The organism is uncultured Chitinophaga sp. (genome assembly GCF_902168175.1).
In the GTDB taxonomy this organism is placed as follows: domain Bacteria; phylum Bacteroidota; class Bacteroidia; order Chitinophagales; family Chitinophagaceae; genus Chitinophaga.
In genome coordinates, this window is record NZ_CABHOU010000046.1 from 60,268 (window position 1) to 73,664 (window position 13,397).

The 13,397-nt window shown below is 49.4% G+C and carries 10 protein-coding genes; 2 read left to right on the plus strand and 8 right to left on the minus strand.

Annotation, left to right across the window (positions count from 1 at the left end; translation table 11 throughout):
- The first annotated feature begins 68 nt into the window (after nucleotides 1-68).
- Both QZT80_RS09710 and QZT80_RS09715 read left to right on the plus strand, forming a co-directional pair.
- Nucleotides 69-1,052, plus strand: coding sequence for a family 43 glycosylhydrolase (locus QZT80_RS09710; RefSeq protein ID WP_295121159.1), 984 nt, complete (start codon nucleotides 69-71; stop codon nucleotides 1,050-1,052).
- Nucleotides 1,053-1,212: 160 nt separating this feature from the next.
- Nucleotides 1,213-1,386 carry a quinol oxidase subunit 4 gene (locus QZT80_RS09715; protein ID WP_295121162.1) on the plus strand — a complete coding sequence of 58 codons (174 nt, stop codon included), beginning with the start codon at nucleotides 1,213-1,215 and terminating at the stop codon, nucleotides 1,384-1,386.
- Between the two features lie 31 nt (nucleotides 1,387-1,417).
- On the opposite strand, the gene QZT80_RS09720 is transcribed toward QZT80_RS09715, so the two are convergent.
- From QZT80_RS09720 to QZT80_RS09755, 8 genes are read right to left on the minus strand one after another with little or no spacing between them, the layout of a single operon-like run.
- On the minus strand, nucleotides 1,418-2,641 hold the full coding sequence (locus QZT80_RS09720) for an MFS transporter (RefSeq protein WP_295121164.1): 1,224 nt from the start codon (nucleotides 2,639-2,641) through the stop codon (nucleotides 1,418-1,420).
- 13 nt (nucleotides 2,642-2,654) lie between these two features.
- A complete protein-coding gene (locus tag QZT80_RS09725) occupies nucleotides 2,655-3,707 on the minus strand; it encodes a galactose oxidase (protein ID WP_295121167.1) in 1,053 nt (350 codons plus the stop codon).
- A gap of 38 nt (nucleotides 3,708-3,745) precedes the next feature.
- On the minus strand, nucleotides 3,746-5,254 hold the full coding sequence (locus QZT80_RS09730) for a PKD domain-containing protein (RefSeq protein WP_295121169.1): 1,509 nt from the start codon (nucleotides 5,252-5,254) through the stop codon (nucleotides 3,746-3,748).
- Between the two features lie 13 nt (nucleotides 5,255-5,267).
- Complete coding sequence (locus QZT80_RS09735; RefSeq protein WP_295121171.1) at nucleotides 5,268-6,212, minus strand: dihydrodipicolinate synthase family protein; 945 nt, start codon at nucleotides 6,210-6,212, stop codon at nucleotides 5,268-5,270.
- Between the two features lie 4 nt (nucleotides 6,213-6,216).
- Nucleotides 6,217-7,368 (minus strand): exo-alpha-sialidase, encoded by a 1,152-nt coding sequence (locus tag QZT80_RS09740; RefSeq protein WP_295121173.1) that lies wholly within the window; start codon nucleotides 7,366-7,368, stop codon nucleotides 6,217-6,219.
- Between the two features lie 8 nt (nucleotides 7,369-7,376).
- Complete coding sequence (locus tag QZT80_RS09745) at nucleotides 7,377-8,525, minus strand: exo-alpha-sialidase (protein ID WP_295121175.1); 1,149 nt, start codon at nucleotides 8,523-8,525, stop codon at nucleotides 7,377-7,379.
- Between the two features lie 14 nt (nucleotides 8,526-8,539).
- On the minus strand, nucleotides 8,540-10,012 hold the full coding sequence (locus QZT80_RS09750; RefSeq protein ID WP_295121177.1) for a RagB/SusD family nutrient uptake outer membrane protein: 1,473 nt from the start codon (nucleotides 10,010-10,012) through the stop codon (nucleotides 8,540-8,542).
- 16 nt (nucleotides 10,013-10,028) lie between these two features.
- Nucleotides 10,029-13,379, minus strand: coding sequence for a SusC/RagA family TonB-linked outer membrane protein (locus tag QZT80_RS09755; RefSeq protein WP_295121179.1), 3,351 nt, complete (start codon nucleotides 13,377-13,379; stop codon nucleotides 10,029-10,031).
- Nucleotides 13,380-13,397: the final 18 nt, after the last annotated feature.

The window sequence follows — 13,397 nt, forward strand, 5'->3', positions numbered from 1 at the left end:
TGCTTATCCCCTTTCGCCATTCATCACTAAATCGCCGGTACGCAAACGATTCTTCCTATTTTGTTGATATGAAACGGACCGTATTTGCAGCCAGCCTGCTTTTAAGCACGCTCTTCGCGATAGCACAGGAAAGAACGTTTATCGACCCCGGAGGTATCTGGCCGGACGATAAGGGAAACCACATACAAGCCCATGGCGGCGGTATTATTAAGATCGGTAAAACGTACTACTGGTATGGCGAAGAACGTCGCCAGGGGCTTGACCGTGAATACCGTTACGTGAGCTGCTACGCCTCCAAAGATCTCATGAACTGGAAATACCAGGGCGATGCACTGAAACAGGCCGACCCCGAGAACCTTGGTCAGCGTTGGGTTTTAGAACGTCCGAAAGTTTTCTATAACAAGAAAACAAAGAACTATGTGATGTATTTCCATCTCGATGACGCAAAATACGCATATGCACGTGTAGGTGTAGCCGTTAGCAAAAAGCCACAGGGCCCTTTCAGGTACGTAAAGAGCTTCCGCCCGCTGGATAAGGAAAGCCGCGACATCGGCCAGTTTATCGACGACGACGGCACCCCTTATCTTGTATTTGAAAGCCGCCCTACCAAAGGCTTCTACATCGCCGGTTTATCCGACGACTATATGGACGTGGTAAAAGAAGTAAGCTTCATCCACGCTCCGCTCGAAGGCGGCGCCATCGTACACTACAAAGGCCTCTATTATTCCATCGGCTCTGCCATGACCGGCTGGAAGCCCAATCCAAACAAATACGCCACCTCGCCCTCTCTTTCCGGTCCCTGGACCGAATTTAAAGACATTGCGCCACCGGCTACCAATACTTACAGTTCCCAATCTACCATGCTCATTAAAGTAGAAGGCACCAAAAGCACCACTATCATCTACATGGGCGACATGTGGAAACCCTCCACCCAGTGGGACTCCCGCTACCTCTGGATGCCTGTTGAAATAGGCGATGGTAAACTATGGTTGCCGGAGCCTAAGAAATTTAAGATCAATGTGAAGACTGGTGAATGGGGATTAAGCGAATAGCAAAAGGCCTGGGTTGTAGCCCGGGCCTTTTTAGTATTAAGAAACCGTTAGTTAGTAAATCGCCTGCGAAGTAAGCCGCCGGTTTGCCAATTGTTAATGAGAATGGTGAATTTTCAAAACCGGCACGGTTTTGTGACACTTTGGTATATAACCATAAATCATGAAACCACACTCAATTATCGCAGCATTACTGATAGCCGGCATCGTATTCTCCGGCTGTGTTCATACCGGTCACTCTACAGGCAAACCGTTACCGCCCGGCCAGGCTAAGAAGGTATTTGGCGGCAAATCGGCCAAACCGTACGCACCGGGTCAGCAAAAGAAAAAGCATTAAAAAAGGCTGCCGTCACTGGCAGCCTTTCTGTTTATTTTGTACCGTAGTCACTCACCTTCGGTTTCAGGAACAATAACAACATGGCCACCGCCGCCAGTATCACCACCGACATGAATGCAAAATCGCGTCCCAGGTTGCCTGCATCGGTCGACTTCCCCAGGAAATCTGTAATCAGCGCCCCGGAAAACACACCGCCCATATTCATCAACCCGTACGCAGTGGCCCTGTGCCGCGGCGCCACGAACTGGCAGAGTATCGGCATATTGTTGGCATCAAACATCCCGAACCCAAAGCCAAAGCAGAAGGCTGAAGCCACCAGGTAAACTGCTGAATGCCCAATGCCTAACAGGAACAAGGCAGGGATCGTTAACGAAAGCCCGATGGCGCTGGTATATACCCGCCCTTTCACGTTGCGTTGCACCCAACGGTCCGACAATAAGCCGCCGGTAATCACACCCAGGAAGGAGGAAAATGCAATAGTGATCGTCGCAATAGGCCCTGCTTCACTCATCGGTACATCCAAACTGCCTGCAAACAAAGTAGGCAGCCAGTTCTTAATAGCCCATCCCGGGATACTGGGTATCGAAAAATAGAGCCAGATGATCCAGAAGGGCAAGAGCAGCAGCAGGCCTTTAAAGCCCTGGAAAAAGGGTGGTTTAATCGTTTCCGGCACTTCTTTGATACGATGCTCTTTTAAACCGAACATCAGCACCACCGAGTACAATACGCCTACGATGCCAAACCAGTGAAAGGTAGCCTGCCAGGAATATGCAGCTGCGATAGTCGCACCAAACCCACCAAGCGCCTGCCCCATGTAAAGCCCCGTCATATGGATACCCACTGCCAGCGAACGTGTAGCAGGTTTATGATAGTCTGCGATCAGTGATAATGCAGCAGGAATATACAATGCCTCACTTACTCCCATGATCGCACGCAGCCAGTATAGTTGTGAAAACCCATCAGCATATCCCATCAGCATCGTTACGGCCGACCATACGAACAAACTGCCCACGATCAGGCCTTTCCGGCTGATCTTATCCGCTATCATACCCGACACCGGCGACATCAGCCCGTAAATCCACAGGAACACAGCCATCAGGCGGCCGAAGTTCGTCGCGCTCTCCAGTTCTTTGATGTCCAGCTGTATGGCCGGACGCATGGTTGACAACATTTGCCGGTCGAGGTAGTTGAGCAGGGCTACGAACCACAACATGGCAACTACCAGCCAGGGATAATATTTCCTGTCCTTCATCATTTCAATATACGATCTAATGTTTAAACTTAACCGTGATAACGTTCGGCGTTCTTGTACCCGGCCTCACTTCGCCTCCCGGCAATACCAGGCAGCCGTTCCAGTAAGCGGATGTAGTAGTAACGGGTGCCCATATACTGTTGTTGGGATGGGTTACAGCATCTGCTTCCCTCCTTGTGTACACATCACCAGTTATTTGCCAGGTATCGTTACCTGCATCATAGGCCAGTATCGCTTTTGAGAAACCCGGATGGCGCTCCCGCAATACAGCGGCACTATCCGCATCATCACCTGTATCTCCGCCTAATATAACCAGCGTATGCTTATTAAGCGGGTATGCGCACGAAGGTGCGGCCACTGTTGCATGAGGCATCTCAGCGCAGGCGCGCCAGCCTTCTGTTTTGCTGTAACGCCAGGCATCTTTTAAATATCCCCGTTTACCATCTTTTAAAGTAGCGCCACTAAAGAGGAAGAACTCGTTGCCCAACGCGCCGGCCACCGCGAGCATACGCGAAGCACCCGGAACAGGTGGCAATGTTTGCCAGGCCGCCGGTTTACGGAGGTCCAGCATGTAAAAGCCGTTACTGGTCACCTTTGCATCAGGTGCCTGAATGCCGCCTGCTACGTAAATACAGCTATCTGCCATCGCACCGCTTGTATTGGCCAATGGCACCGGAAGAGAAGGCAGACTGCTGATCACAGCCTGCCCCTGGCTATAGGTTATTATGAAGGCATCGTTATAATGCCCTCCGGCATTACTGCCGCCGATACAAATCAATCCCACTGCTGTAGAAATAGAAACGCCGTAACCGAGTGGCCGCGGTAGTTTGCCCACTTCTTTCCAACTACCGCCGGCTGTTTCCAGTGCAAATATTTTATCATACCACACCTTTGTTCCTCCATTCCATGGCGTGCCACCATTAGGAAAGTTGCTGCCGCCTGCTACCAGCAATACATTGCCTGCTGTACCTGCGAAGGAGCCGGCAAACCCTGTACTATCTGGTATTGGTGGCAGTGTACCCCATTCAAACTGCACTTTCACTTCGTTACGCAAACAACTCTCTGCCATACAAAATATTAACAATAAATAAAGTAGCCGTTTCATGGTTACAAATTGAACAATGCCGTGATCTCCGCCGCAGTCAGTGCTTTCCGGTATATGATCACATCATCGATGTTACCGGCAAAGAACGACGAATTAGAGGTAGCACCTTCCTGGAAACCGATCTTAAAGTCCTGGTCGTTGGACACCACTTTCAACCCCGAGGCTGTTGTACTGCCCCGCTTCGTACCATCGATATATACAGAGGTTACCAGTCCTTCGCGCACCGCCACTACATGATGCCAGGCATCGTCAGACAACCGGCCTGTTGCGGTAGCGAGGTTTACGAATGCTGAACCGGTGTTATCTTCCACGTCGAAGCGCGTAACACGGTCGGTGGTATTATCACCTATCCTGATCCACGTCTGGTTATCGTTTGTACCGTTTCTGCCCGACTCCTGCCAGAGCATCATACGTGTGGTAAGACTTGTCTTCACCCAGCAGGCAACAGTATAGTTACCACTGCCGAAATTCGTAGCAGCGTGATTTGTAACCAACAGGCCCGAAGAACCGTTAAACGCAGAAGTGTTACCCACACTCCCTAACCTATCTGTCCCACCAAACGTAATACCACCGCCCAATACAGAAGTACCGATCTTATTAGGCCCCGCATCCGCCACATTGTTATTAAAAGGAAAGAAAGCGGCCAGGTCACCGCCAGGCACTACCAGCAGGTAATTTTCCGTAGTTTTTGTTGATGAATTGAAAGGATTGGTCACTTTCAGCGACACTTTATACCTGCCTGCTGTATTAAACGTAAAAGAAGGATTACGGTCGGTGGAGGTAAATGTTTCAGCACCCGTAATCGTCCATTCCCAACCCGTAACGTTTCCTACAGAAGCATCTGTTAAGCTGATACTGCCGCCTGTGTACGTAGCAGACTGCAAGCTGGTAAAGTCTGAACTGATAGCTGCCGCATCGAGTATACGGATGAAGTTTGTTTTCGTTACTTTATCCGAGTACTGTGGGTTGGATGCGGTGAGCGTTACATTGTAATACCCCGTATCCGTAAACATCACCGAAGGATGTTGCAGTGTTGACTTAATAGCAGCGCCACCACCCACCGGCACAAACTCCCACTCCCAGGTTTGTGGTTTACCTGTAGTGGTATCGCGGAACGTTACCAGTTCATTTGTAAAATACACGTCCGCCGTCTTGGTAAAGTTTACTTTTACGCGGTTGTAATCTACTTTAATGTAGTCGGTTTTCGTGATCGTCTTATTCGTAAACTTGTTACTGACTACCAGCGTTACTTCATACACCCCCGGCGTATTGTAAATCACCTTCGGGCTCGACAGGTTCGACGTTTCGGGTGTACCACCTTTAAACGTCCATTTCCATTTGTTCACATAACCGACCGACTGGTCTTTGAATATGATACTATCTCCGGCGCTGATCTCTTCCCTGTCTGCCTCAAATACAACCTCTTTGATATCGGCGCCACCGGAAGTTTCGTCTTTGTTGCAGGCGAATAGTCCGGAAAGGCATAAGAACAGATAAAACAATCGTTTCATGGTATTGCTTTTATTAAGGCTTTGGGCTGGCAACTGCACCATTAGAGGCCGCCACCGCGTTCAGCACGGAAGTAAATTGTATTTCATCGAGATAATCACTGATCTCCTGTATTTCTTTAGCACCCAGGGTAGTAAGCGGCAGGCGGCACGGACCGAGATCGATGCCCATCAGTTTCATAATAGCCTTCTGCGCAGGGATAGGCGAATACTTTGGCAGGCATTGAATCATCCGCACCGCCTGGTACTGCAGGTTACGTGCTTCTTTCAACTTACCTTCCCTGAAATACTCCATTACCTTCAGGTACAGCGGTGCAGCGAAGGTGTAAGTGCTGCCGATGGCGCCCTCTGCACCAACAGCCAGTGCGGGTAACAGCAGTTCATCGTATCCGAACAGGATATCAAACTTGCCATCTTTATAATTCAGGCAGGCCTGGTACTCGTGAATGGTGGCCGCTGTATACTTGATACCAGCCAGGTTAGGAATTTCATCCTCCGCCAGTTTGAGGAACTCAAGCAAGTCTATTGCCATACCCGTAATAACAGGAATGTGATAGTAGTAGAAAGGCATACCTGGTGCTGCGGACGCGATTTGCGCCATACAATCTACAAGGTTGCGGGCAGACGAAGGTTTGAAGTAAAAAGCAGCCACCGCTGAAATAGCATCGGCCCCAATCTTCTCCGCATGCGCAGCCAGTTTACGGGCTTCGGCTATTGAAGGGTGACCAACGTGTACTAATACCAGGCAACGTTTGTTTACTACCCGCACGTATTCTTCCGCAATAATCATCCGCTCCTCTATAGTCAGGTTAGGTCCTTCGCCATTAGTACCGCATATAAATACGCCGCGCACACCGTCTGCTATCAGCTTGTCTACCAATGCCGGTATCAGCGAAAGGTCCAGTGAACCATCTTCATTAAATGTGCTGAACGTTGCAGCAATCAATCCTTGTATTCTCATTATCTTAATTTTCTTTTTGTTTATTGACATCGGCTACATTAAATTTCTTCAACACCAGCGTGTAGTTGAAGCCCTTGTTGCCTTTTGTATTGGTTTCGTACAGGCAGTACACATTCCCCTTGTGCCCCACTGCTACATCACTGTACCCCGCAGCACTGCTGTCCAGCACCATTTGCTGTGGCCAGGTTTGCCCGTTATCGAATGATAGTTTGGCTACCAGGTTCTTTCTCGGCGTTTTTTCTATATGCCGGCTATCCGGATTGATAAACAGCAATGCGGGTTTACCTCCTACCGCTACACTTGTAATACCCGCCATACAGGTAGGATCGAACAGTTCTTCTTCAAAACGCACCGGCCCCCAGTTTGCAATACCATCATTGCTGATGCTGAATGCCCGTTGTTTGATCGCCGAAGTATTACGGATGCTCATCATCACCCTGCCATCGGGCAGTTCTACGGGCATGCTCTCATTTGGGTTGGAAATAGCTGCGGTACTGTCGGCTACGATAGCGCCACGTTGCCATGTTTTACCCAGGTCGTCGCTATAGATAGTGGCTACGCACGATGGCGCGTGACTCCTGCGGGGCAGTAACTTTCGTGAATCGGCCAGCCACAAAGCGGCCAGCAGTCTGCCGTTTTTTAATTGGATACCATGCCCGGGGCCTGGTGCCAGCACTTTCCAGTTGTATTCGGGTTTGAACTGTTCGTATACGCTGGTAATATCTACCGGGGCTGTCCAGTTGCGGCCATCATCTGCGGAAGAAATGTAAAATGCATCCTTATAATCCTTCTGGTACAGCAGGTGAATCGTACCATTGGCATCCACGATCGGTGTAGGGTTACCTACGGGCGATTGTTTACTGCTGTCAAGTATCTTCATCTGCTCCCATGTTTTGCCGCCATTCGTACTCCTGCGCATCACCAGGTGCATATCGGCCCAGTCGCTCGCACTGCCTATCCTGGCTTCACAAAAGGCCAGCAGGGTATTTTTAGGGCTGATAACAAGGGCTGGTATACGCATCGACGTGTAAATGCCGCCTGGTTCAAACACCACGGGACTACCGTTGTGCGTACTACCCGTTGATGATGAAGTGCTTCGGCAACTAATAACCGCCGCCATCGCCAGTAAGAAGTAAAAGCTTTTCCTGTAAACCATATCCCGTCTTATTTAATATTGACGATTGCCACTGATTTAAATGCGATGCCATTTGTGTACTTCGCTACGCCCGCCTCGTACAACAAGCCTACGTGCGTGTCTGAAAGCTGTACAAGGTCGGAATAGCCTGCAGGGCCTTCAAATACGATATTCTTTTTATCCCACTTAACACCCTGGTCTGTACTCATTTTGATGGTCATGTTCTTACGCGTGGTAGCAGCAGGATTAGAAAAGAACACCCTGTGTGTACCTGCAATAGTGGCTGACAACAGGCTGCCCTGGCAAACCGGGTCTATCATCTGCACCTCGTTGTAAGGCACCGACCAGGTAATACCACCATCCTCACTGGTGCTGGACATGCGCAGGTTTTCATTAGCACCCACCCGCATATTCAGTAATAGCTTACCTCCGGGTAACTCGGCCACTGTACTCTCGTTCGGGTTGATGCCCGCCACCTGTGGCACAACGCCGCCCAGTTTCCAGGTAGCGCCGGCATCGTCAGAGTAAATCACGTGTGAATTTCCTCTCCTGCCCGCACCTACTTCAATGTAGTCGCAGGGCGCGATCATACGTCCGGCATTGCCACCCGCCAGCATTTGTATGCCGTGGCAGGGACCTGTTGCATACCAGCCCCAGCCTGGCTTCTTTACATCTGTTGTTATCTCCTTTACCGTCTCCCAACTCACGCCATCGTTCGTTGACGAGGTAAGGTAGATGCGCCTGGTATCTTTACTGGTACCGGCATTTATCGTTCCAATAGCATCATCACCTTTGTTCCAGGTCATCAGCAGGGCTATTTTACCGGTAACACGGTCTACAACCGGCACCGGGTTGCCGCAGGTATTAACGGCATCGCTCCAAACTACACTTAGTTTACTCCAGGTCCTGCCAGTGTCCGTCGACCTTTTCATCACCAGGTCTATATCTCCCTCATCGCCGCAACCATCTTTTCTGCCTTCGGCAAAAGCCAGTAATGTGCCCGATTTAGTCATAATGATAGCAGGTATACGAAAACAGCTATAGCCATCACCGCCCTGTTGAAATACATAGGATAACACAGAACCGGGTGGTTCCAGTTTTGGGAAGATGCGTTCTTCGTTCTCATTGCAGGCAAACAACGCCATACATAAAAATAAAAATATCGTAAGTCGCTTCATGATTTTACATTGATTTAGTACCCGTCTGTTTGCAGGATGTTCGCATTATTGGCAAATACCGTAGTGTTTAATGGCCAGAACAAGGGTGTTGTTTTACCAGCCAGGTTAGGCACATAAGTATACACATCGATCGTACCGCCTTTATGGAAACGTACAAGGTCGAACCAGCGTTTGTTCTCGAAATACAATTCGCGGCCGCGTTCGTCCAGTATTTCCCGTTCTATGGCAGGTTTGGTAGCTGCTCCCGCATACTTACCGGTGCCTGCACGGGCACGTACGGTATCCAGGTATTTAACACTGTTGGTAAGGTCGTTTAGTCCTGCGTAGGCTTCTGCTTTCATCAGGAACACATCGGCCATGCGGTACAGCACCAGGTCATTATCGGGGATGCGATCGTCGCTATACTTCGTACCCGGGTACTTGGTGATCCACGATACTTTGGGCCCACTGGCCTGCATCTCCACCACCCAGGTATATGGAATACGTTTGTCGGCCGCATTTGAGAACAACGATTTAGATAAAGGACTGATCTGGTAAGCGCCCTGCCCATTACCCGACGATACGGCGTAAGGTATTTTATCAAGGTTAATGGCACCCTGCACGATTGAAAGGAAGGGTAATGCATTCTTCGAATAGTTGCCACCCGGTGTTTCGTCGCGCTGGTAGTAAGCCGCCATCAGTACTTCTTTGTTCGTACCGGCCCTCACGCCCGTAACACTCGCAAAGTCGGCATTGAGGCTAAGACCTGTATTCTCGATCTCTGTAATCGCCGTAACAGCCTGCTGCAAACTACCTTCTCCGCCGCCAGTCACCTTGGCGTTCCATAACAGCGCATCTGCTTTCAGCGCCAGTACGGAGCCATAGGCAAAACGGTATTTAGATGGATAACTGGTTTTCGAGAACTGGTCCATCGCTGTAAATTCTGCCAGGGCAGCATCAAGATCGGCCAGCACCTGCTTCATTACATCGGCTGCCGGAGCGCGTGACAACAAAGGCACGTTCTCGTTAGTGATGGCCTGCAGCATAATTGGCGCATCGCCAATCACACGGGTAAGGTGGAAATAGAAGAAGGCCCGTAGTGCATAAGTTTCCGCTACTATCTTCTTTTTAAGGTCTGGATTAGAAGCAAAAGAGAAGTCTTGTATTTTCTCAAGCAACAGGTTACAATGCCCTATACCACGATACCATTCCGCATAGTTAAGTGCGCCGGATGATGGCGACAGGGTATGCGACCAGGCTACCGTGAAGCGGGAGTTGGAACCGGAAATCAGTTCCTCACTGCGTTCCATGCCGTAGGTGTTATTATTTACCAGGCTGCGCAACACGGTGTAAATGCCCACCACGTTGGGATCAAAGTCGCTCTCGTTCTTAAAGAACACCTGTTCTGTAATGCTCGACTGTGGCTCTACTTCCAGTAAACTCGTACAGCCGGCCAGCATTATGGCAACAAGAAGAACGGTTAATATATTCGACAATATTCTTTTCATAATTCAGCTATTAAAGTTAGAACCTCATATTTGCGCCCAGTGAAAACTGTCGTGGTCTTGGATAACCGCCCGGATCAAAACCACTGTATATTTCAGGGTTCAGGCCCTTATAAGCGGTAAGGTAACCGACATTGTATACACTGGCGGATATGCTTACACCGGATGAACGGAACTTGTTCGTGATATGAGATGGCAGATCGTAGCTCACCGTAATTTCACGCAGCGCCAGGAAATCACCTTTTTCATACATCACTGATACGTCGGAGTTGTAACCGTTGTTGTTACCGAGCGAACCGTTACGCAAATAGTTACGCTGACCAAAATCAAAATCTGCAAAGGAGAAACGCGCATACTTTTTACCTTCATCTCCCTGGTTCTTCCACACGTCGGAGGCTAAGGCCTGTGTAGGCGCCCCTTCGTTAAATGCACGGCCCTGTCCCATAGAACGTGCCAGCGCGCCGTTGCTGATCAGGTGCCCGATGGCATAGTCGGCGTTAATACGCAGCGACACGCCTTTGTAACTGAACGTATTTTGTAAACCACCGATCTTGTCGGGGTTACGATACCCCATAAACACCTGGTCTTTCGAATCTATCACCCCATCATTATTTACATCTTCAAAAATGAAGTCACCACCACGTTTACCTACTATAATGCCTTGCGGAGAAGCCAGGTTATCTTTAACGCGGGTATTCCATTCTGCGGCTTCCGCATCGGTGGCAAACACACCTAATACATTGTAAGCCCAGATACCGTACGGACGTTCACCTTCCGCTAAACCACCGGCCTGTATCTCTTTACCGGACGTTTTATCGAAAATGATGTCGCCGCCCTGCCTGTTCTTAGCACGGCCGTTATCGGGCAATTGCGTGATAGTGGTCCTGTTCAGTGCAAAGGAGAAATTGGCATCCCAGCTAAAGTCTTTACCACGGATAATCCTGCCTCCCAATGCTATTTCCACTCCCCGGTTGCGAAGAGCACCATTGTTATAGGTGATAGAGGTAAACGGCGCTTCCGATGGCAATGGTTTGCTCGTCAGCCTGTCTTTCGTGAGTTTATTATAAAAATCGACCGAGAGGTTGATCCTGTTTTTAAAGAACGACGCATCTACTGCGATGTCGGTTGTTTCGGTGGATTCCCATTTCAGGTTGGTATTCGACAACCCGGAGCGCAGGATACCGGAGTACATAGCGTAACTCACGGAGGAGTATTGTCCGTAAGTATCGGCCAGACTCAGGCTGCTTAAGCCCGCAGCACCCCAGCTGGCTCTCAGTTTAAGGCCGCTTACGGTATTACTTTTCCAGAAGTCCTCCCTGTCTATATTCCAGCCTGCCGATACGGAGGGGAACAGGGCGTATTTATTCTCCGGTGCAAAGTTGGAGAACCCATCATAACGCAGGGTACCACCCAGCATGTATTTCGCTTTATAGTCGTAATTAAACTGACCAAAGAAACTGGCCGATTTTGTTTCGCCCAGGTTGGTAGCGAAATCCACTACGTTGCTGAACACAGAACCGTTGATAACCGTAGTCGTAGGTTCATCGATCGTATAAATATAATCGTTGGTGGCTCGTTGCGAACCCATGTCTTTCACATGGTTCGTATTCCTCGTAAAGTTCATACCGCCAAGTATGGTTACGTTATGTTCCTTATTGATATCGAAGTCGTACTGCAACACCTGGTCGATCATCAACTGGCGTGAGTTATTGGTATAGTCATCTTTCCAGCGCTGCATCGATGGCTGTATTTCGTCGGCCGGTGTAGCCTTACGCATGAACAGTTCGCGGTAGTCGTCGATATAGTAAGACAGTGAAGGTTTGTAGTGCAGGCCTTTGATGATGTTCCAGTCGGCGCTTACACGGGTTACCATACGCTCGGTCATCGTACGCATGTCGTCGTATTTCAACAGGTGAAAGCGGTTCCTTACGGTATACAGCTCTCCCGGCATTGGATTCCCATCGTCTTTAAACGTACGTATCAGTGGGGTGATGCGGATGGCCCTCACCAGGTCGTTCTGGTAAGCATCTACATACTTGGGCTGCGTATTCTGATAGTTGAGCATGAAGTCGAGCCGCAGTTTATCGGATGCCTGGAACCCAAAGTTGCCAAGCGCATTATACCGTTTATACGCTGTACCCACCAGCACACCTTTCTGGTCGGTGTAACCCATCGAGAAGTTGTAATCGGCTTTATCTGTACCACCGCTAAATGTTACATTCTCCACATTACTTACGCCCGTTTTCCAGAGCATATCCTGGTAATGGTTGTCGGCATACAACAATTTAGTACCGGGATTGATAGGATCGTCCATTACCTTCCACCCCTTTGCCAGCAGTCCGTCTACATAGGCTTCTCCCTCTACCTGCATGATGTTATCGTACAGGGCGGTGAGGTAAATACTTTTGCCGTAGTCGCCCGGTTTGGTAAAGATGCGCGTACCGGCAGAAAAGCCCCCGTTATACAACAGGTTATTTTTATCGATCGCATCGGCCGTGTTAGCCACTGTTACCCTTGCGAGCCGTAAATATTCTTCGGCCGACAGGTAATCGTAGTCGCGCGCCTGTGTTTCCCAGGTGGTACGGTGACTCACCGTGATAGCACCTTTGGTATTGAGTTTACCCCTTTTGGTTTTGATTACGATTACACCATTCGCACCACGGGCTCCGTAAATAGCGGTAGAAGCCGCATCTTTCATCACCTGCAGCGACTCTATATCCTCCGGGTTAATATCGTTCATCGAACGGAATACACCATCTACGATGACCAGCGGATTACTGCCATCGGATGCACCGATCGACGCACCATTGTTATTGCCCAGTCCCGAGCCATACACATTGGGTTTCGTACCACCACGGATGATAATATTAGATGCACCAATGCCTGGCTGCCCCTGTGTAATGGGGATAGACACGCCCGCCACCTTGCCCTGCAAAGCCTGCACCGGGTTAGGGTTTGGATTGTTCCTCAACTCCGCTACATCCAGTTTGGAAATAGACGCTGTGTTCTTTTTAGTGGATTGCTCCGTATACCCCACAATCAGTATTTCACCGAGTTGTGAAGAGGATTCAGACAGCACTACACTGATCTGGCTTTGGTTATTCACCGCCACTTCCCGCTGGTTATAGTTCAACATCCGGAAATGTAATACCTCATCACCAGAAGCTAATCTTAAAGTGAATTGTCCACTGGGATTTGTGATAGTACCCATAGCTGGCTTACCTTTTACAGATACAGTTACCCCGATCAATGGCTCTTTGGTAGCGGAATCGCGAACTGTACCAGACACGGTAAAACTGGTGCCCTGGCCATAACTTTTTTGTATCCCTAACAGGAGCAAAAAGCAACAGCAAATTCTGAAAAATGTCATTTGTGTCGGTTGATTAAG

Coding starts and splice junctions, on each gene's coding strand:
- QZT80_RS09710 (WP_295121159.1), top strand. CDS start 69: ATGAAACGGACCGTATTTGCAGCCAGCCTGCTTTTAAGCACGCTCTTC.
- QZT80_RS09750 (WP_295121177.1), bottom strand. CDS start 10,012: ATGAAAAGAATATTGTCGAATATATTAACCGTTCTTCTTGTTGCCATA.
- QZT80_RS09740 (WP_295121173.1), bottom strand. CDS start 7,368: ATGGTTTACAGGAAAAGCTTTTACTTCTTACTGGCGATGGCGGCGGTT.
- QZT80_RS09720 (WP_295121164.1), bottom strand. CDS start 2,641: ATGATGAAGGACAGGAAATATTATCCCTGGCTGGTAGTTGCCATGTTG.
- QZT80_RS09715 (WP_295121162.1), top strand. CDS start 1,213: ATGAAACCACACTCAATTATCGCAGCATTACTGATAGCCGGCATCGTA.
- QZT80_RS09725 (WP_295121167.1), bottom strand. CDS start 3,707: ATGGCAGAGAGTTGTTTGCGTAACGAAGTGAAAGTGCAGTTTGAATGG.
- QZT80_RS09755 (WP_295121179.1), bottom strand. CDS start 13,379: ATGACATTTTTCAGAATTTGCTGTTGCTTTTTGCTCCTGTTAGGGATA.
- QZT80_RS09730 (WP_295121169.1), bottom strand. CDS start 5,254: ATGAAACGATTGTTTTATCTGTTCTTATGCCTTTCCGGACTATTCGCC.
- QZT80_RS09735 (WP_295121171.1), bottom strand. CDS start 6,212: ATGAGAATACAAGGATTGATTGCTGCAACGTTCAGCACATTTAATGAA.
- QZT80_RS09745 (WP_295121175.1), bottom strand. CDS start 8,525: ATGAAGCGACTTACGATATTTTTATTTTTATGTATGGCGTTGTTTGCC.